Origin of the sequence: Afifella sp. YEN Y35 (genome assembly GCF_047553465.1) — a bacterium.
Lineage (GTDB): Bacteria > Pseudomonadota > Alphaproteobacteria > Rhizobiales > Afifellaceae > Afifella > Afifella aestuarii.
In genome coordinates this window covers 2900042-2919061 of the sequence record NZ_CP180203.1, presented here as the reverse complement: position 1 = coordinate 2919061, position 19020 = coordinate 2900042, and the positions used below count along the sequence as shown (strand labels likewise).

Annotated in this window: 22 protein-coding genes and 1 tRNA gene; 20 read left to right on the top strand and 3 right to left on the bottom strand. The window is 65.4% G+C overall.

Annotated elements, in window-relative coordinates; genetic code table 11:
- Window positions 1-24 precede the first annotated feature (24 nt).
- From yidC to rpmH, 3 genes are read right to left on the bottom strand one after another with little or no spacing between them, the layout of a single operon-like run.
- Window positions 25-1848 (bottom strand): membrane protein insertase YidC, encoded by a 1824-nt coding sequence (gene yidC, locus ACK8CP_RS13955; RefSeq protein ID WP_414832216.1) that lies wholly within the window; start codon window positions 1846-1848, stop codon window positions 25-27.
- Window positions 1832-2260, bottom strand: a complete 429-nt coding sequence (gene rnpA / locus ACK8CP_RS13950) for a ribonuclease P protein component (RefSeq protein ID WP_234629797.1) — start codon at window positions 2258-2260, stop codon at window positions 1832-1834. Before rnpA ends, yidC begins: the two co-directional genes overlap by 17 nt.
- 11 nt (window positions 2261-2271) lie before the next feature.
- A complete protein-coding gene (gene rpmH, locus ACK8CP_RS13945; protein WP_092811498.1) occupies window positions 2272-2406 on the bottom strand; it encodes a 50S ribosomal protein L34 in 135 nt (44 codons plus the stop codon).
- Between the two features lie 349 nt (window positions 2407-2755).
- Between rpmH and ACK8CP_RS13940 the strand changes: the two genes are divergently transcribed.
- The 20 genes from ACK8CP_RS13940 to ACK8CP_RS13845 all read left to right on the top strand — a co-directional run bounded on the left by ACK8CP_RS13940 (window position 2756) and on the right by ACK8CP_RS13845 (window position 19010).
- Complete coding sequence (locus ACK8CP_RS13940) at window positions 2756-3565, top strand: TVP38/TMEM64 family protein (protein WP_414832215.1); 810 nt, start codon at window positions 2756-2758, stop codon at window positions 3563-3565.
- 9 nt (window positions 3566-3574) lie between these two features.
- Window positions 3575-4999, top strand: coding sequence for a dihydrolipoyl dehydrogenase family protein (locus tag ACK8CP_RS13935; RefSeq protein WP_414832214.1), 1425 nt, complete (start codon window positions 3575-3577; stop codon window positions 4997-4999).
- 71 nt (window positions 5000-5070) lie between these two features.
- Window positions 5071-6558 (top strand): sensor histidine kinase, encoded by a 1488-nt coding sequence (locus ACK8CP_RS13930; protein ID WP_414832213.1) that lies wholly within the window; start codon window positions 5071-5073, stop codon window positions 6556-6558.
- A gap of 101 nt (window positions 6559-6659) precedes the next feature.
- A tRNA-Arg gene (locus ACK8CP_RS13925) sits at window positions 6660-6736 on the top strand.
- A 136-nt stretch (window positions 6737-6872) separates the two neighbouring features.
- The gene (locus ACK8CP_RS13920; RefSeq protein WP_414832212.1) at window positions 6873-8228 is read left to right on the top strand and encodes a DUF6538 domain-containing protein; all 1356 of its coding nucleotides are present in this window, start codon (window positions 6873-6875) and stop codon (window positions 8226-8228) included.
- Window positions 8225-8485 (top strand): hypothetical protein, encoded by a 261-nt coding sequence (locus ACK8CP_RS13915; RefSeq protein WP_414832211.1) that lies wholly within the window; start codon window positions 8225-8227, stop codon window positions 8483-8485. The genes ACK8CP_RS13920 and ACK8CP_RS13915 overlap by 4 nt, the downstream gene beginning before the upstream one ends.
- A gap of 80 nt (window positions 8486-8565) precedes the next feature.
- Window positions 8566-8694, top strand: a complete 129-nt coding sequence (locus ACK8CP_RS13910; RefSeq protein WP_281275246.1) for a hypothetical protein — start codon at window positions 8566-8568, stop codon at window positions 8692-8694.
- Between the two features lie 165 nt (window positions 8695-8859).
- Window positions 8860-9684, top strand: a complete 825-nt coding sequence (locus ACK8CP_RS13905) for a hypothetical protein (protein ID WP_414832210.1) — start codon at window positions 8860-8862, stop codon at window positions 9682-9684.
- 39 nt (window positions 9685-9723) lie between these two features.
- Complete coding sequence (locus ACK8CP_RS13900) at window positions 9724-10101, top strand: hypothetical protein (RefSeq protein WP_414832209.1); 378 nt, start codon at window positions 9724-9726, stop codon at window positions 10099-10101.
- Between the two features lie 16 nt (window positions 10102-10117).
- A complete protein-coding gene (locus ACK8CP_RS13895) occupies window positions 10118-10363 on the top strand; it encodes a hypothetical protein (RefSeq protein WP_414832208.1) in 246 nt (81 codons plus the stop codon).
- Window positions 10360-10596 (top strand): hypothetical protein, encoded by a 237-nt coding sequence (locus ACK8CP_RS13890; RefSeq protein ID WP_234628002.1) that lies wholly within the window; start codon window positions 10360-10362, stop codon window positions 10594-10596. The genes ACK8CP_RS13895 and ACK8CP_RS13890 overlap by 4 nt, the downstream gene beginning before the upstream one ends.
- A gap of 1 nt (window position 10597) precedes the next feature.
- Entirely contained in the window at window positions 10598-11047 is a 450-nt protein-coding gene (locus ACK8CP_RS13885; RefSeq protein ID WP_414832207.1) for a hypothetical protein, read from the top strand.
- A gap of 304 nt (window positions 11048-11351) precedes the next feature.
- Window positions 11352-11654, top strand: a complete 303-nt coding sequence (locus ACK8CP_RS13880; RefSeq protein WP_128291993.1) for a hypothetical protein — start codon at window positions 11352-11354, stop codon at window positions 11652-11654.
- A gap of 1 nt (window position 11655) precedes the next feature.
- A complete protein-coding gene (locus tag ACK8CP_RS13875) occupies window positions 11656-12225 on the top strand; it encodes a hypothetical protein (RefSeq protein WP_128291994.1) in 570 nt (189 codons plus the stop codon).
- A gap of 219 nt (window positions 12226-12444) precedes the next feature.
- Window positions 12445-12966 (top strand): hypothetical protein, encoded by a 522-nt coding sequence (locus ACK8CP_RS13870; protein WP_414832206.1) that lies wholly within the window; start codon window positions 12445-12447, stop codon window positions 12964-12966.
- 85 nt (window positions 12967-13051) lie between these two features.
- Complete coding sequence (locus tag ACK8CP_RS13865) at window positions 13052-14866, top strand: terminase gpA endonuclease subunit (protein ID WP_414832205.1); 1815 nt, start codon at window positions 13052-13054, stop codon at window positions 14864-14866.
- Window positions 14863-15060, top strand: a complete 198-nt coding sequence (locus ACK8CP_RS13860; RefSeq protein WP_414832204.1) for a phage head-tail joining protein — start codon at window positions 14863-14865, stop codon at window positions 15058-15060. Before ACK8CP_RS13865 ends, ACK8CP_RS13860 begins: the two co-directional genes overlap by 4 nt.
- A gap of 1 nt (window position 15061) precedes the next feature.
- Window positions 15062-16729, top strand: coding sequence for a phage portal protein (locus tag ACK8CP_RS13855; RefSeq protein ID WP_414832203.1), 1668 nt, complete (start codon window positions 15062-15064; stop codon window positions 16727-16729).
- Window positions 16719-17342 carry an HK97 family phage prohead protease gene (locus ACK8CP_RS13850; RefSeq protein ID WP_128291998.1) on the top strand — a complete coding sequence of 208 codons (624 nt, stop codon included), beginning with the start codon at window positions 16719-16721 and terminating at the stop codon, window positions 17340-17342. The genes ACK8CP_RS13855 and ACK8CP_RS13850 overlap by 11 nt, the downstream gene beginning before the upstream one ends.
- 75 nt (window positions 17343-17417) lie before the next feature.
- Window positions 17418-19010 (top strand): prohead protease/major capsid protein fusion protein, encoded by a 1593-nt coding sequence (locus tag ACK8CP_RS13845; RefSeq protein WP_414832202.1) that lies wholly within the window; start codon window positions 17418-17420, stop codon window positions 19008-19010.
- Window positions 19011-19020 lie beyond the last annotated feature (10 nt).

Sequence of the window (19020 nt, the reverse complement as noted above, 5' to 3'; positions counted from 1 at the left end):
CGGCACCTTGCCGGCCGCTTTCGCCTATTCGGCGGGCGTGTCGGACTTGCGGCCGAAGAGGCCCTTCATATTGTCCCACAGCTCGATCTTCACGCCGTTGCGCCGCATGATGATGCCCTGCTGCAGCACCGACAGGAAGTTGTTCCATGCCCAGTAGATGACGAGGCCGGCCGGGAACGACGCCAGCATGAACATGAAGATCAAGGGCATCCAGTTGAAGATCATCGCCTGTGTCTTGTCGGGCGGCTGCGGGTTCATGCGCATCTGCACGAACATCGTGAGACCCATGATGAGCGGCCACACGCCGAGATGCAGGAAGCTCGCCTCGAACGGCAGCAGCCCGAACAGGTTGAAGATGTTCGTCGGATCGGGCGCCGAAAGGTCTTTGATCCAGCCGAAGAACGGCGCATGCCGCATTTCGATGGTGACGAAGAGCACCTTGTAGAGCGAGAAAAACACCGGGATCTGAATGAGCACCGGCCAGCAGCCGGCAAGCGGATTGATCTTCTCCCGCCTGTAGAGCTCCATCATCTCCTTCTGCATCGCTGGCTTGTCGTCTTTGTAGCGCTCTTGCAGTTTTTTGATCTGCGGCTGCATCTTCTTCATCTTCGACATCGAGGCGTACGACTTGTTCGCCAGAGGGAAGAAGATGGCTTTGACGATGACCGTGACGGCGAGGATCGCCAGGCCGAAATTGCCGAGGAAGCGGAACAGGAAGTCGATGACGAAGAACATCGGCTTCGTCAGGAAATAGAACCAGCCCCAGTCGATCAGGAGGTCGAGCCGGTCGATGTCGAAGCTCTGCTCGTACTGCTTCAGGAGCGTGACGACCTTGGCGCCGGCGAAAAGCAGCGTCTCGTGATTGGCCGAAGCGCCGGGCTCGACGGTGACGGCATCACCCAGAAAATCAGCCTGATAGGTCGGCACAGCTCCGTCTTCGGTCCGCAGGAAGCGGCCCTGGAACGGTGATTTGCCGCGCGGAATGAGGGCGGACGCCCAGTATTTGTCGGTGATGCCGAGCCAGCCGTCATTCGTCTTTGCGGGCGTGACGGACTCGTCCTCGAGATCCTTGTATTTGACTTCCTTGAGGCCTTCGTCGCCGAAGACGCCGATCGGGCCTTCATGCAGGATGTAGAAGCTGCGACCGCCCGGCGTTCCGTGCCGGCTGATCAGGCCATAAGGATAAAGCGTTACGGGTGCGCCGGAGGAATTCTCCACGCTTTGCGACACCGTGAACATGTAATTGTCGTCGACGGCGATCTGGCGCTTGAAGACGAGACCCTGGCCGTTGTCCCAGGTGAGGGTGACCGGCTTGTCCGGCGTCAGCGTCTCGGCGTCGGCCTCCCAGACCGTATTGGCGTCCGGAACCGCCGGCCCGCCCGCAGAGGCCACCCAGCCGAAATCGGCATAATAGGGGTCGGCACTGCCGATCGGCGAGAAGAGCTCGATCATCGGGCTCTTCGGATCGGGCGTCGCGTGGTAGCGCTTCAGATCGAGTTCGTCGATGCGTCCGCCGACAAGGCTGATGGAGCCTTGAAGTGCCGGTGTATCGACGGCAAGCCGGGGCGTATCGGCGGCGGGCTCGGCCGTGCCGCCCGTTGCAGGCGCCGTCTCGCTCGCGGAAGGCGGAATTTGCGGGGCCGCGCCAGCCGGGGCATCGCCACCTGCGGGCGCGGTCGCGCCTGGCGTGCCGGCAACCGACGTTTCCTGGTCCGTCGCCTGCTGCACCTCTTCCTGCTGTTGCTGGCGCTGCGCTTCGATGCGCGGTCCGGCGACGAAGTACTGCCAGCCGAGCAGGATCGCCAGCGACAGGGCGATGGCGATAATGACGTTACGGTTGTTGTCCATCAGCGTCCCGTCCTCCGCGCTCGGGCGGAATTTCAATGGGGCCGCGGCGCTTTCTGCGCGAACGGCTCGAATGGTCGTGGTGAGCCGTCTCGCTCGAAGCGGTGAGCGCCGTGGAGAATGCGCCGACCAAATCGGCGAAATCGGCTCGAAGTGCCGGCAAACGTGCGATAACGACGAGGTCGCGCCCGGTCTGCTGTCGATCGCTGACAGCCTCCCGTGCCGCCTCTTTCAGGCGCCTGCGGATACGGTTGCGCACCACCGCCTGGCGGGCCACGCGTTTGGACACCGTAAAGCCGATGCGCCCCTCTTCTGAATCGCCGCGATCACGGCTTTCCAGAACGAAATAGGGACCTGCCCGGCGAAAGCCCTTGCGAGCTGCCAGGAAGTCCCTTCGTTTTTTGAGGCGCTGCATGGCGCCGAAGCTTACGCAGACAGGCGCTTGCGTCCCTTCGCACGTCTGCGGGCGAGAACCTTGCGGCCGTTCTTGGTGGCCATGCGAGCACGGAAGCCATGGCGACGCTTGCGCACGAGGCGGCTCGGTTGAAAAGTCCGTTTCATAATCGTTCTGCCGCCTGCGGCAGCCCTCAAGCTGGTGAACGGAAGTCAGCCGGCACCTTTGACCGAAATGCTGCTTCGATGTTCGGAATTCGGACCGTGCGCCATTGCGGCACGGTGCTTTTCGCGTGCGCGATATAGTGGCAATGCCTGGCCGAAGTCAACGCGCGTTCCAAAGGTCATGTGCGCATGAGAGAATGATCGCGTGATGTTCAATTCCGAGTGAAGCTCGCCTTCTCCCGGCCTGAATGCCTTACCTGGGGTCTGAGAGGGCTCCATCGCGCGCGACATCAAATATGGTGTCGAGCGGCTGAGGAACACGAACAAGGCAGCGCCGAAGGATCGCAGGCGGATGGCCGAGAACAATGTCGGGACGAAAGTCAGGGAACGAAGAGCGGATGGACGAGACGAAACCGAAGGCGCGATGGGGGATGCCATAGAGGAGCATCTCCCCAGCGAAGCGCCGCGCGCGCTTTGGCTGCGTTTCCTGCCGGTCGGGATTGTCGTGCTCCTGCTCCTCCTGCTCTATGCGGGGGGCTTTCAGGAGTTCCTCTCTCTCAAGGCTCTTCAAGAAGAGAGCGAAGCCCTCAAAGGCTTCGTTGACGACCGGCTCGCGCTTGCCGGGCTTCTCTATGTCATTGTCTATATCACCCTCGTCGCCGTCTCCTTTCCGGGGGCGAGCATCGTCACGATCGCGGGCGGATTGCTCTTTGGCTGGGTGCTGGGCGGCGCCTTGTCGGCCGTGGGCGCCACGATCGGCGCTTGCATCATCTTTCTCATTGCCCGCACGTCGTTCGGCACGGTCCTTGCCCGCCGTGCCGGCCCGCGCCTGAAACGCCTGCGGGCAGGCTTCCAGGAAGACGCCTTTCATTATCTTCTGTTTTTGCGCCTCGCGCCGATCTTTCCGTTCTGGGTGATCAATCTTGCCCCGGCGCTCTTCGACATGCGCCTCGGACCCTATGCGCTTGCGACCTTCCTCGGCATTCTTCCGGGCACTTTCGCGTACTCCTATTTCGGCGAGGGCGTGGGCACGGCTCTCGACGAAGAGGGGCCGGTCTTTTCGACGCAGCTTCTTCTCGGTTTTGCCGTCCTTGCCCTTGCCGCTCTTCTGCCCATCATGTTGAAGCGCTGGAGGGCCCGAGATGCCGGCAAAAAGACGTGACCGTTTGACGTGACAGAAGAGATCAAGACCGACATTTGTGTGATCGGCGCAGGCTCCGCCGGCCTGACGCTCGCGGCGGCCGCATCCGCTTTCGACGTTCCGACAGTTCTGGTCGAGAACGGCAGGATGGGCGGCGATTGCCTGAACTATGGCTGTGTGCCTTCGAAGGCCCTGATTGCGGCGGCGCGGCATGTGGCACATCTGCGCGAGGCGCCGGCCTTCGGCGTCAACGCTGGGGCTGCCGACGTCGATTTCGCGGCCGTTCACGCTCATATTCGCTCTGTCATCGCGGCGATCGCACCCAACGATTCGCAGGAGCGTTTCACCGGCCTCGGCGTGCGCGTCATTCGCGAAAGGGCGTCGTTCCTCGACCGGCGCACGATCATCGCTGGCGAGACGCGCATCATCGCGCGTCGCTTCGTCATCGCCACAGGCTCGTCACCGCAGGTGCCCGACATCGAAGGGCTGGACGGCCTCGATTATCTGACCAACGAAACCCTCTTCGATCTGACGAAACTGCCGACCCATCTCATCGTCATCGGTGGCGGACCGGTGGGCATGGAGATGGCGCAGGCGTTTCGCCGCCTCGGCTCGGAGGTCAGTCTCCTGGAGAGGGGACGCGTCCTCTCCCATGACGATCCTGAGCTTGCCGATCACGTTCGCCGCCGTCTCGTCGCCGAAGGCGTCACCATCCATGAAGAGACGGAGATTTTGCGTGTGGCCCGGCGCGGACGCTACGGCGTGCGCGTGCATATTAAAAAGTCCGACGGCAGCGAAGAGGCCGTCGATGGGACGCAGATCCTGGTCGCGACGGGCCGCCGGCCGAATGTCGGCAGGCTCGATCTCGACAAGGCCGGGGTCGATTTCGATGAGACCGGCATCAAGGTGAGCGCCAACCTGCGCACCCGCAATCGTCGCGTCTATGCCGTCGGCGACGTGACCGGCGGGCCCAATTTCACCCATTGGGCCGGCTATGAGGCTGGGCTCTTGCTGCGTCCGCTGCTGTTTCGGATCGGCGCGCGGCCGCAGCGCGACCTTCTGCCCTGGGTCACCTACACCGATCCGGAACTCGCGCATGCCGGCTTGACGCTTGAGGAGGCGGAGCGGCGCCATGGCCATGTGCGGGTCTTGCGCTGGCCCGTCGCTGAGAACGATCGCGCCCGAGCGGAACGGCAAACGGAGGGGCTGATCCGCCTCGTCACGACGCGCCAGGGTCGCCTTCTCGGTGTCGACATTGTGGCTCGCAATGCGGGCGAGATGATTGCCCCCTATGCGCTGGCGCTCTCGAAACGTCTCAAGGTGCGCGATATGATGGGTATGCTCCTGCCTTATCCGACTGTTTCGGAGGTGGGAAAGCGCGCGGCGACGAGCTTCTATCTCCCGGTCCCGAATAAGGCGAAGGCGCTCGCACGTTTTCTGCGCCGCTTCGGCTGAAGGGCAGGCGCGAATGCGGCCTTTTGTGATGTGACGCGTGCGAGGATCGCGAGGCGTCTGAGGAGTGTTTGGTGGCGCTTGAGGAAAAGCCCCCGGAGAACATGACGAGAAAGTCGCGGCTTGCCGAGCTGTGGCCGGTGCGCGGGCTGTCGGGCAAGCTTCTCGTGCTGACGATCACCTTCGTCATGGTCGCCGAAGTGCTGATCTACGTGCCTTCCATCGCCAATTTCCGCAATATGTGGCTCGACGAGAAGCTCGAGGCGGCGTCGATTGCGGCCCTTGCGGGATCAAGCCCCGGCGCAGCTCCTTTCCCCGAGGATCTGCAGAAGCGTCTCTTGCAGGCGATCGGCATGGAAGCGATCGCGATGATGGAGAACGGCCAGCATATCCTGATCGCGGCCGGCAACATGCCGGAGGAAGTGGCGGTCCATCAGGATCTGCGCGAATTGGGTCCTGCGGAGGCGATCGCGGCGGCCTTCGGCACGCTCTTTTTGGGGGGCGGGGACCGGCTCATCCGTGTTTCGGGAGAGCCTCCGGCCGGCATGGCGATGTTCGAAATCGTGCTGCGCGAGGATGGCCTGCGCCAGGCCATGCTGCGGTACTCACGCAATATCCTGCTTCTCTCCATGGCGATTTCCGTCATCACCGCCTCCTTCGTCTATCTGGCGTTGAGGCGGATGATCGTGCGGCCCATCCAGAAACTCGCCGCCAGCATGCAGGACTTTTCCGCCGATCCGGAGGATGTGCGCTGCGAGGTCACGCCGACCGGGCGCCATGACGAGATCGGCCGTGCGGAGGAGCGTTTCGCCGAAATGCAGGCGGCCTTGCGCGACATGTTGCATCAGCGCCGGCATCTCGCCAATCTCGGGCTCGCAGTCTCCAAGATCAATCACGACCTGAGAAACATCCTGGCTTCCGCCCAGCTCTTCTCAGACCATCTCGGCGAGGCGCAGGACCCGCTCGTGCGCCGCATCGCGCCGAAGCTCGTGGGCACGATCGATCGGGCGATCGGCTACACCCGCTCGGTTCTCGCCTATGGCCGCGCCGAAGAGGCGGAGCCCGTGCGCCGCCTCGTCTCCGCCCGGCGGCTGGTGGAGGAGGTGGCGGAAATCCTGAGCCTGACTCCGGACGGCACCGTCGTTTTCGAAAACAGGGTCCCGGGCGATCTGGAGATCGACGCCGACCCCGACCAGTTCTTCCGCGTCATGCTCAACCTCTGCCGCAATGCCCAGGAGGCTCTCGTGTCGGATGAAAACGCGTCCGTCATCCGCCGCCTTTGGGTCGAGGGAGAACGCACGGGCGCGGTCGCGCGCCTGCGTGTTTGTGACACGGGGCCGGGTCTTCCGAAGAGGGCGCGCGAGGCGCTGTTCAAACCCTTCCAGGGCTCCACGCGGCCGGGCGGTGTCGGGCTCGGTCTTGCGATCGCGCAGGAGATCGTGGCTGCCCATGGTGGAGAAATAGAGCTTTTAGAGCGGGCTGGGGCCGGGACCGTCTTCCAGATCGAGATCCCCGACCGTCCGGCGCGGCTGGCTGATATGCGCGATCGCCGCAAAGCATAAAAGCCGTGAAAGAGGCGGCGAGAGGTGCTTGCAATCCGTCTTCTGAGCGATTAGGTGTGTCGCTCCGCGCCGCACCCGATGGGCTGCGACGACCGCGGCAAGCACCGGTAGCTCAGCTGGATAGAGCACCAGACTACGAATCTGGGGGTCAGGGGTTCGAATCCTCTCCGGTGCGCCATTTCCCCTCTCGATCGCGCGCGCTAAGCCCTTGACGGCGTTGAGAAGCCGCAGAAAACCGGCCTTTCCCCTCTTCCGCGCCCCCTCTCTATTGCGCTACAAAGTGCCTTACATTCTGTCTCACGGGGCGGGCACGCATGCCGCGCTGGCTGAAACTCCGCAACGGCCTCTATTCGTACTACCGGCGCGTGCCGAAGGCCTTCGCCGATGTCGATTCCCGCGCTTTTGCGGAGGAGGCGCTCGGCACGCGTGACCTGCGGCGTGCCGAGAAGCTCGTCCATCTCGTCAACCGCGAACAGGAAAAGCTGTGGGTCGCCCTCAAGAAGGGCGGGGCGGAGGATGCGCGCGAGCGCTATCTCGGGGCGATCGAGCGCGCCAGGCTGGAGGGCTTCGAATATCAGCCGACCGGCGAAATCGCCGCGGGCGAGCTGTCGGAGCTTCTCGCGCGTCTGGAGCGTCTGGAGGCGCTCTATCCGGATATCGCCGAGGCCGGCGACGACGCGCCCTCATCGGGGGAGAGGGCGGCCGTCGCGGCGCTTCTCGGCACGGCCAAAATGCCGGAGCTGACATTGTCGGCGGCGCTGCAGGAATACGAGACGCTGGCACGCTCGGAACTCCACCGGAAATCGCCAGACCAGATGCGCCGCTGGCGGGCGCCCCGGATGAAGGCGTTCGGCAATTTGATCGCCCTCGTCGGCGACAAGGCTGTCTCGTCCATCGCCCGCGCCGACGCCGTGGCGCTCCGGGCCTGGTGGGTCGAGCGCATCGTCGAAGAGGGGCTCGCCCCCAACAGCGCCAACAAGGACATCGGCCACCTGTCGCAGATCCTGGGAACGCTCGACGAGACCTATGAGCTCGGCATTGGCCGGCCCTTCGCGCGCCTGCGTCTCAAGGAGGGAGAGGAGCAGACGCGGGCGCCGTTCCCGATCGACCATCTCGTCATGATGGTGACCGAGCCCCGCCATCTCGGCGGGCTCAACGAAGAGGCGCGCGACATCCTCCTCGTCATGGTCGAGACCGGCATGCGGCCGATCGAGATCTGCGGCCTCGGCCGGGACGACATCCAGCTCGACGCGGAGGTGCCGCATGTGCTCGTCCGGGCCGTCGACCGCGACCTCAAGACCCCCTATTCCAAGCGGGAAATTCCCCTCGTCGGCATCTCTCTCGTCGCGTTGCGGCGGCACCCCGACGGGTTTCCGCGCTACAAAGACAAGAGCGCCGGCCTTTCTAGCGACGTCAACAAGATGTTGCGGTCGCGCGGCCTGCTGCCGACCGAGAAGCACTCGCTCTATTCGATCCGCCACACGTTTCAGGATCGCCTCGTCGCAGCCGACATGCCCGACCGCATGCAGGCAGACTTGATGGGCCACAAATTCGCCCGGCCCCTCTATGGCGAGGGCCCGACTTTGGCGCATAAACGTGAATGGCTCCTGCGGCTTGCCATCACCGCCCATCCGGAGCCGCCCGATCCGTCGCAGGGGAGGCTGTTTTGAGCATCGATATTGAACTCATTTACGACAGCAAAGAACCGGCCATCCATCGCATGATACGCTGCGGCGCGGTGGAAGCGCTTCCGCGGATCGGCGAGCACATCGTCATCGAGAGTGGCGGGCTCATTTCGAGCTACGAGGTGACAGACGTTGTTCACGACATCGAAACAGGTACGATCCTCGTGGTTGTCGTCGGGGATGCAAACGCAAACTCTCTCGGAAACAGACAGTCCCAGGCACTCTCAAATATGAGGCGATAGAATTGGGCGCCAGAACACCTCGCAACGCGAAAGGCCGCGCGGAGGACCGCCACCCGTCGCCAGGGCTGCGGCGGCTGCGCATGGCTCTCGCCGCCTCCGGCGACAGCCAGGCGGGCGAGACGGCCGAGGCGGTGCGCGCGCTCATTCGTGAAGAGCTCGGCCGCGCTTTCGGCGAGGCAGCGATGAAAGCGGCGAAGCCGGAGGAGTGAGAGCTATGGTGATTTTCTCGCCCTCCGAGGAGGCGCCGAAAATCACCATATAGGTGCACCGCCGCCCGTTCCCCTTTTCTTCCCCGCGCTCAAAACCCCTGCTAAAAGGCTGGTGCTGCGGACAAATCGGCCGGCTTTCCCGTCTTTCGACATCGGGGGCCGCGCTTGGCAAAACTGGACAATCGCGGGCTCACGCCCGTCGACATCGAAGATCTCCTCTCTTGGACGTACCGTGAGGAGATGCCCAAGGCCGACCCGCTCGGCCTCGGCCCGCCGCGGTCCGGCTCTTTGAGCCAGATGATCGCGCTCGGCACGCGCGTGCAGGAAAGCCGCGGCGACAGCCTCTTTGCCGCCTGCATCTATGGCAACCCGCACGAAGACGCCGTCATCCTCGACGAGCTGGTGCGCGAGCTCGACAGGCTTTCGGCCGAATGGCACGTGCCGCCGGCGGAGCTCGTCTGCGATCTGCCGGACGACGTGCAGGCGGAAGCCGAGCGGGCGCTTTCAGGCTACCGCATCCAGCGCATGGCGCTCGTGCTGCGCTACGCCAAGGGGCTCGGCCGTCCGGACTGGCGCGTCGGGCCCGGTGAGACGCCGGAACGGCGGGCGGTGAGAGCCCGGAACGGGCAGGACGCCTGGTTCGTGCAGGTGACGCGACGCCTGAAAGAGAAGACAGTGGACGGGCGGACGATTGTTCGTGCCGTGACGATCGAGGAGCCGGGGCGCGACCCGAAGACGCGACGCCCGCGGCGCGACGCCTATCGCAAATTCGTCTTCGAACCGCCGGTCTCCACGGTCATCGACCGCCGCGCCGATTATGCGCAATGGCACGCCGCGCTCACCTGGCTCGCCGGCGAATGCGCCGGACGGCTGACTGCGCACGAGGTGACGGGCCCGGCGGCGCCGGAACGGCCATGGGAAACGGGCGCGGAATCGGAGGAGAGGCCGAGGCGGGTATTGGCGAGCCTGGCGCCGGAATCGGACGGGTAGCGGCCGATTTTGCTTGCATATTACGGGATAATTCCGTATATGATGACCATCGAAACGGGGCAGCGCCCCACTCCACGGGAGACAAAAATGGCCACAATCACGATCACCACCCCGCGCGGCGCAATCGTCGAGCTCGACAGCGGCGAGACCGGCGGATTGATCTCCGCCAAGCTGAACGGCAAGCCGCACACGAGCATGGGCGTCGAGCTCGGTCACGACCCGGAAATCGGTCACCACCTCAAACTCGCGGGAAAGCTGCGGGCCCAGGTGCGGAGCGAAGATGTCGAAAAGCTGCGCGCGTTTTTCCGCAACGAAAAACAGCGGCACGCGGAATGGGTCGCCAATTACAAGCTGTCCGCGACCGAACGCAGCGATGCGCTGACCGAGCGGATGGACGATCCCTATAGCGACCTGTGAGCCTGGGAGAGCCGACATGCAACTTTTGACAAAATCATCCACCCCCAATCAGTTTTACGTCGTGGACGACAGCGGCCAATGGTCGACGTTTCCGGCCGCTGCCGGAGCCTGGCGGCAGCGCCGCAATATGCCGAGCCCGGCCCCATGTGTGCAGCCGACATTCGAGCGGGCACCGTCTTACATGGCGCGCGGGCCTTTGCTCGCCTGGGTCGGAGTGCCGGACGACATACGGCCGACGCTGGAATTCGGCGCCCGGCCATGACCGGCGACGATCTCCGCACCGCGCGCGCCACGCTCGGCGCGGCCTGGGGGCTCGATCGGCCCCTCCACATGTCGGAGCTCGGCCGCGCCCTGCGCCTGCAGGGCCGCGACCCTGGCGAAACCATTCGCGATTGGGAGCGGCGCGGCGGCCCGACCGGCCCCGCCTCCGTCGCGATCGAAATGATGCTCGGCGGAGCGCTGCCCCCCGATCCTCTCGACACCATCTTGAGATGAGATGACCGCTCTTGCACATCTGACCTGGCAGACGGGCCATGTGCGCCTGTCGCCACGCGATGAGGTCTCGGATGGGGCGATCGCGAGGCTGCGTGCCGCATGGGACAACCCGGCCGAGGAGATCGACGGCACCGGCTGGCGCATCGTGCCGCGGCCGACACCCGGCAGGGGCGTTTATCTGTGGGATCAGATCCACGAGGGACATCATATCGCCACTGCGGCGCTCTGCACGCGCGAGACCATGGCCGCGGAGCTGTGGCGACAACTCGCCGCGACGCTGCCAGGCCCTGCGCCGGAGCGACCGGCCCGCGTGCCATGGCTCGTCGCGATCCTGATCGCCGATCCGACCGTTATGACAGATCCCGCCGTTTTCACCGACGTGCTGGCGGAGGCCGGCGATCTCGAGCGGGTCGTCGCCTGGGCGCTGATCGACGCTGAGACGAGCCCTTGACATTGCGCCTGGAAGTTGACAACCATCCGAACCGTTCCATTGGGATTCGAGCCGCCGCCGCAAGCCGCCACCGACGACAAGGTCGGGCAGGCGGCTTTTTCACGTCTTGAGCGGACGAAGCGCCGAAATCCCCTCGAAAAATGCGCGGGAATATGTTCCTACGTTTCCGCGCCTCACTTTCAGGCATCACGAATCGGGTCCGCGCCCGATAACCCGGTCGATCCGGTCCAAGCAGCAAGGCGACGGGCGGCGCAGAGTTTTGCGTGCCGCCCCTCGCTTTCCGGGCAAGCGAGGCAATCACGTCATGGCAATCGGCACGACGCGGCGCACCATCGAGGATGGGCGCGGGCGCGAAGTGCGCGTGGAGAGCCGGGCGATCGGCAAGCGCCAGGTGGCGCGGGAAAGCCGCTCGGATGCGGAGATCGCCGGCGAGCGGGCCGGACGGCTCGACGAGATCGTCGACCGCATCCGCCGTCTGCCGATCGGCCGCAACGATCTGGAACGCTTCCACGAAGAGCGTGACGAGATCTGCAAGGACCTGATGGGCCTCGCCCGCGACATGCGGGTGCGGCAGGCGACGGCCGGGCAGTGGGGGCGCGGGCGCTGAGATGACCGCGTTCTCCTACATCGACACGTCCGACGTGCTCGAAATGGGCCGGGCTCTGCAGAATTTGCCCGGTGAGATCAGGGCGAAGGCCATGTCGCGCGCCATGCGACGGCTGAACAGCATGGCGAAAACGCGCGTGGTCCGGCGCGATGCCGAGCGCATCAACATTGCTCAGAAGCATGTGCGCGAGCGGACGAGGCTGTCCGCGTCGTTCAATGCTGGCGGGCACACGCAGGATCTCATTCTGAAGTCGGGCTGGATACCGCTTGAGAAGCTCGGTGCCAGGCAATCGAAGCGCGGTGTCATCGTCGTGAAGCGTGGCCTTTATCGGCATGCCTTCAGGGCGGGCATGGATAGCGGCCATCGTGGCGTCTTCCGGCGTGTGCCTGGCACCCGCATGCGCAAGAAGAACAAAGAGCAGATCCGCGAGCAGTTCGGGCCGAACCCCGTGAACGACATCCTCACGTCGCCGGAGGAATACCTCGACGTGCTTGAGGCGATCGTGAAGGAGATGTTTGCCCCCCGCCTCCTCCACGAGGTCGATCGGCTGCTGGCGCAAGTCGGCCACTGAGGCGCGCCGCGGCTGGCGATGGGTGCGGCGCAGCGAGGCCTGGCGTGAGGGCTGTGGCCGACGCGCCACACTGCGGCGGGCCGGCAACAGCCGGCGGCTCGGCGGCGCCCGGCGGCCGCGGGTCCTTCCCAGGGGGGCGCCGGCGCGGGCCCGGGGGACCCCGAGATTTGAGCGTTTTTCGGTTCGCGGTTTTGCCATTTCGTTTCGCTTTGGGAGGCCATGCTGGCGGGGACAAAACCGGCGGCGGCCGATCCTTTGGCGGCGGAGATTTCCGCGCCGCAGATGGCCGAGCTCCTCGGCCTCACGCCGCGGCGGCTGCAGCAGCTCGCCGGCGAGGGCTGGATCACAAAATCGGGCCGCGGCCGCTACCCGCTGACGGCAGGCGTCAAGGGCTACCTCCGATTCCTGGAGGAGAGCGCCAAGAGATCAACCGACAAGGACGGCGAGCGGCGCCTCCGGGAAATCAGGATCGAGCGCGAGGAGCTCGCACTCGCCAAGGAAAAACGGGCGGTCATCCCGACGGAAGACGCGATCGCCGCCACCGACGATGTACTCGGGATGTTGAAAGCGGATCTTGATGGCATCCCGGCCCGTCTCACGCGCGACCTCGAAGAGCGCGCCAAGGTCAAGACGGAGATCGACGGCGTCCTGGCGCGAGCTGCTAAAAGGCTCACCAAAGCGGCGCGCCATCTTCGCACGGGCGGCGACGATCCTGACGCCGAGACCGAGGACGACGCCTGACGCCTGGGCGACCGACAACAGGGTCTATGCGGCACATACCGGCCGTCCGGGCCCGCGCGATGCCTCGATCACGCCTTATGTGTTGATGCCCAACCGGGCAATCGCGGAGGGCCGTTACACCCGCATCGTCGAGGTCATGGGCGCCCAGATGGGCAAGACCGACGGCAAGCTCGACGTCATCGGCGAGCGCCTCGACAACGCCCCGGTGCCGATCATCTATCTCGGCCCGTCGAAAGAGTTCAACGAAACGCAGTTCGAGCCGAGGCTCCAGGCCCTGCTCGACGAGAGCAAGACGCTCGCTGCCAAGCTGGCACGCGGCAAGAAGCTTCGGAAGACGAAGAAGATCGTCGGCGGCGTGCCGATCCGCCTTGCACATGGCGGCTCGTCCACGGCGCTCAAGTCGGATCCGGCCGCGCTCGGGATTGCCGACGAGGTCGACGAGCTCCTCGGCAACGTCAAGGGCCAGGGCAACCCGATCCGCCTCCTGGAGGCGCGCGGCTTCACCTACGCGGAATTCGTGCTCTCGGCTTCGTCGACGCCGTCGATCGGCGCCGTCGATGTCGAAACCGACGAAGAGAGCGGGCTGCAATTCTGGAAGCCGGCGCCGCCGGAGGATCTGGAAAGCGCGATCTGGCGAATGTGGCAGGAGGGCACCCGGCATCATTGGGCGTGGCCCTGCCCGCATTGCGGTGAGTTTTTCATCCCGCGCTTTCGCCACCTGAAATGGCCGAAGGGCGCGACGCCGGCGGAGGCCAGGCGGACAGCTTATCTCGAATGCCCGGTGAACGGATGCGTCATCGAGGATCACGAGAAGGAAAACATGAACGCCCGCGGCGATTTCGTCGCGCCGGGCCAGCGCTTCGACGAGCGCGGAATCGTCGTCGGCGATCCCCCGGACACGTCGACGCTTTCGGCCTGGACGAGCGGCCTCGCCTCTCCCTTCGTTAGCTGGGGCAAGCGAGCGGAAGACTTCTTGTCCGCCACGCTGACGGGCGATCCGGACGAGGTCCAGACGGCGGTCAATGCCGGCTTCGGCGAGCTCTTTGCGCCGGGCGGCGGAGACGTGCCGGAGTGGAAAGAGGTTTCGGCCCTTCGCGCGGCCTACCGGCAGCTGGAGGTGCCGCAGGGCGTCGCTTATGTCGTCGTGACGATCGACGTCCAACAAAACCGGCTCGTCTATGTCGTGCGCGGCTGGGGCGCCAAGGCGGAATCCTGGCTGATCGACCACGGTGAGCTCTGGGGCGAGATTGGCGACGACGGCGAGCTCGCCGGAACGACCATGGCCCTGCCGGTCTGGGCGGAGGCCGGCGCGCTCTTACAGACGACGTTCGGCGGGCTGCCTGTGCGGCGCGCCTTCGTCGATTCCGGGTTTCGCCCCGGCAAGCCGTGGCAGATCCCGGTCAATCGGGTCTACGAGTTCTGCGCGCAGTTCCGGCGCATCTGCTACCCGACGAAGGGCTCGTCGCATGCGCAGATTAAGCCGTTGATCGTCTCGCAGCCTGAGGTGACCAAAGGCGGCAAGGTCTCGAAATACGGCCTGGCGCTGATCCGGCTCGACCCGGACCATTGGAAATCGTGGGTGCACGAGCGCGTGCGCTGGCCGCAGGACCAGCCCGGCGCCTGGCATCTCCATGCCGAGACGACCGACGATTACTGCCGGCAGATCGTGTCCGAAGCGCGGCTCAAAAAGCCGAGCGGCCAGGCGAGTTGGGTCCGGCGCTCGGCCGAAAACCACTACCTCGATTGCGAGGCGATGAACGCGGCTGCCGGTTACATGCTCGGCGTGCACCGCCTGACGGACGCCGCGGTTGCGAGCATGAGAGCGCCCGCGCCAGCCGAGCCCCAGCGCAGCGAGGGCTCCGACGATTATTTCGGCGACAGGTTGAAGGATTACTGGTGACGACCATCGAGGAAAAAATCGCGGCGCTCAAGGAGGCGCTGGCGAGCGGCACCTCGCGCGTGCGCTATTCTGATCGCGAGGTGCAATACCGCTCGCTCGCCGAGATGCGCAGCATCCTCAAAGACCTTGAGTCGGAGCGTGACGGCAAAGCCGCGGCGCCCCGCACCACTTACGCCAGCTACTGGCCCGACTAGCGTGAGCCTCTTCGACAAGGCGCTCGCCGCCGTCTCTCCCGGGGCAGCCCTGAAGCGCATGTATTACCGCACGCAGCTCCAGGAGGCGCAACGCGCCTTCGACGCGGCAAAGGTCGGTCGTCGCACCGATTCCTGGCGCGCGACCAATGCCTCGGCCAATGCCGAGACGGCACTCGGCCTCGATCGTGTCCGCGCCCGCTCACGCGAGCTCGTCCGTAACAACGCGCACGCTGCGCAGATCGTGCGGGCTCTCGCCGCGCATATGGTCGGGACGCAGATCACCTGCCAGCCGGTCGGACTCGGCAAACGCGTCTCGGCTCAGGTCCGGCGCAATTGGACCCGCTTCGTCAGCACCGCTGATCCGGTGCATGGGCTCAACTGGAATGCGCTCCTGCATCTCGCCGCGCGCACGATCGTCGAGAGCGGCGAGGTCTTGTTCGTCTGGCACGACACCGACGACATCGACGCGCCGATCGAAGTGCATGTTCTGGAGCCGGACCACCTCGACACGGGTAAGAACGAGGCGCTCGCCAACGGCGGATCGATCATCCAGGGTGTCGAATTCGACGCCAGCGGACGGCGCGTGGCGTACTGGCTTTTCGACCGTCATCCGGGCGAGCCGGTCATTCCGACCGGAACGCCATGGCAAAGTCGGCGGGTCACGGCCGACCGCGTCGATCATGTTTTCGACGTGCTGCGGCCCGGCCAGGTGCGCGGCATCCCATGGCTGGCGCCGGTGGCGCTGCGCATGCGCGACGCGGCCGAAGCCGAAGAGGCGGAGCTGATCCGCCTCAAGATTCAGAGCTGCTTTACGGCGTTCGTGCGACGCGATCCGGACGCCAGCAACGCAATCGGCCAGGTCGAGGCGGAGGCCGGAACCGGTCGTCATATTGAGCGGATGTCGCCTGGGTTAATCCATCGGCTTGGCATCGGCGAAGATGTGACGTTCGGCACACCCAACGCGACCGCCGGGCTCGACAATTACTTGAAGGGCCAATACCGCGCGATCTGCGTCGGCGTCGGGGTGCCTTACGCCCTCGGCACAGGCGATATCTCCGATGCCAATTATTCGAACCAGCGCGAGGGCAAGATTCAGTTCTGGCAGCTCCTCGATCACTGGCAGTGGGACATGCTCGTGCCGATGGGGCTCGACCGCGCCTGGCGCCGTGTGCATCAAGCCCATGCCCGGCTCGGCCAGGGCCCGCGCGAGGTGCCGCAGGTCGATTACGCCATGCCGCGGCGGCCATGGGTCGATCCGCTCAAAGACGGGCTCGCGGCCGAGCTGGAGCTCCGGCTCGGCGGCTCGACCTGGGCGCAGTTCATCGGTGAGCGCGGCTACGATCCAGCGACCCAGGCCGACGAGATCGAAACCTGGAATCCGCGCATCAATGCGATGGGTCTCGACTTCGGATGGAAGAACCGCGGCGCCGAGGCCGGGCAAAACGGAAACGCTCCGGCAAACAGTCAGAGCGGTCAGAACGGCAGCGAGGTCGACATGCTGCGCCAGCTGATGGCGGACGGCATGGATTTCGACCGCGCCGTCTCCGCGATCGGGGAAATGGCCCTGATCCGACGCCTCGGCGGTGCGCTCGGCGAGGGCCGGCTGATCGATCTCATTCGCGCCGCTGACGCGCACCAGACCAGCAAGGAACCGGGCGATGACACGTAAGGCAGAACACAAGATGCTGCCGATCGAGACGCGCGCGGCGCTCGTCCAGCCGAAGAGCGTCGACGAGGAAGCCCGCACCGTCGATGTCGTCTGGACGACGGGGGCCCGCGGGCTGCGCCGTCGTTTCTTTTCCGACGACTTCGAAGAAGAGCTCGTCGTCTCGAAAGAGGCGGTTCGGCTCGATCGGCTGAACAACGGCGCGCCGGTCCTCAACACGCATTTCGCCTTCGACCTCTCCGAGCAGATCGGCGTGGTCGAGCGGGCCTGGATCGAAGGCAAGAAGGGCATCGCGACGCTGCGGTTCTCGATGCGGGACGACGTCACCCCGATCTGGGAAGACATCAAGGGCGGCATCGTCCGCAATGTGTCGGTGGGATACCAGATCCACCGTCGCGAGATCGAAGAGAAGGCGAACGGGCCGGACCTCCACCGCATCGTCGACTGGGAGCCCATGGAAATCTCCATGGTGCCGATCCCGTTCGACGCGAAAGCGCAGACGCGCAAGGCGGAGGACGAGCGCCTCTTCGACTGCGCCATCGTCCGCGCCGGCTCCGGCCTTTCGGGCGTCGCGACGCGCATGCGCATGCGGGCGCGGTCTGCCGGTCTCACCTGATTTCAAATGCCGCCTGCGCTCCACCGGGGCCGCAGGGAGACGGTCATCTGCCCCGGTAAATCACAGGAGCAAACCATGCCGGTTTCCAGCTCGACGCACGGGGCCAAGGTGGCGGCCCTGCGCACGAAACTGAAAGATCTCGAAAAGCGCGCCAAGAACAAGATCGCCGAAATCGACGACGACACCGACGACGAGGCGGCGCGCCGGATCGAGGGCGAACACCAGGCACTGCTCGATCAGATCGCGGAGACGCGCGGCGCAATCGAGACGGCCGAAAAGACCCCGCCCGACGACAAGGACACGCGGACACCGTCTGGCGACAATGCCGACGAGGTCCGACGCGCCGAGCGCCGCCGGATCAGCGATATTCGCAGCGCCGTCCGCGATTTCGGTTTCGAGGAGCGCGACGCCGATCCGTTCATCGACGCAGGCCAGGACATCAACGAGGTTCGCGCCGCGCTGCAGGGCAGGCTGGCGGAGCGTTCGCGTCGCGAGGCGCCACGCACCCCGCCTGCCCGCACTGAACCGGGCGGCCAGGACGAGCGCGAAACCATGGTCCGGCTCATGGGCAATGCCCTTGAGCACCGCCTCGACCCTTCGACCCAGCTCGAAGAGGGCGCCCGCGAATATCGCGGCATGACGCTCATCGACATGGCGCGGGAATGCGTGTCTCGGGCCGGTGGGCGAACCCGCGGACTGACGCGTATGGAAATCGCCGAGATCGCGCTCTCTCCGGGCGACAACATGCTCGCCCGCTCCTCGGGACTGCATTCGACCTCGGATTTCCCGATCATCCTGGGCAACCAGATCAACCGCACCCTCCGGCGCGCCTATGAGACGGCGCCGCGCACCTATCAGCGCATCGCCCGCCGTGCCACGGCAACCGATTTTCGCCCGATCATCCGGGCCGATATCGGCGCCAATCCGCGGCTGCTCAAGGTCGGCGAGCATGGGGAGTTCGAGCGCGGCACGATCGGCGAGGGCAAGGAATCCTACGCTCTCGACACGTTCGGTCGCATCATCGGCGTGACGCGCCGCGTGCTCGTCGATGACGACCTTTCCGCCTTCGATCGCATCCCTTCGTCCTGGGGCATCGCGGCCTCTGCGCTCGAAAACGAGATCGTCTGGGCTCTCATCACGAACAACGTGACGATGGGCGACGGCAAGGCGCTGTTCCACGCCGATCACGGCAACCTCGCCTCCAGCGGCGCCATCTTCTCCGTCGATACGGTCGGGGCGGCTCGCACGGCGATGCGCTTGCAGCGGACGCGGGCGCCGGGCGGCAAGCGCGGCGAGAAGGGCTACCTGATCCCGATCCAGCCGAACCTCCTCGTCGTGCCGGCGGCGCTCGAAACCAAGGCGATGCAGTTCGTTTCGCCGATCGTCGTCCCGACGGCCGATGCGGACGTGAACCCGTTCAAATCGACCCTGGACGTCCTCGCCGAACCGCTCCTCGACGAGACGAGCACCGCGGCGTGGTATCTCGCGGCCGATCCCGGTCGCTCCGGCGTCGACACGCTGGAATATGCCTATCTGGACGGCCAGGAGGGCGTTTATACCGAGACCCGCATGGGCTTCGACGTCGATGGCGTCGAGTTCAAAGCGCGGCTCGATTTCGGCGCCGGCGCGATGGATTATCGCGGCTTCTACAAGAACCCGGGCGAGTAACGCCTGCGGC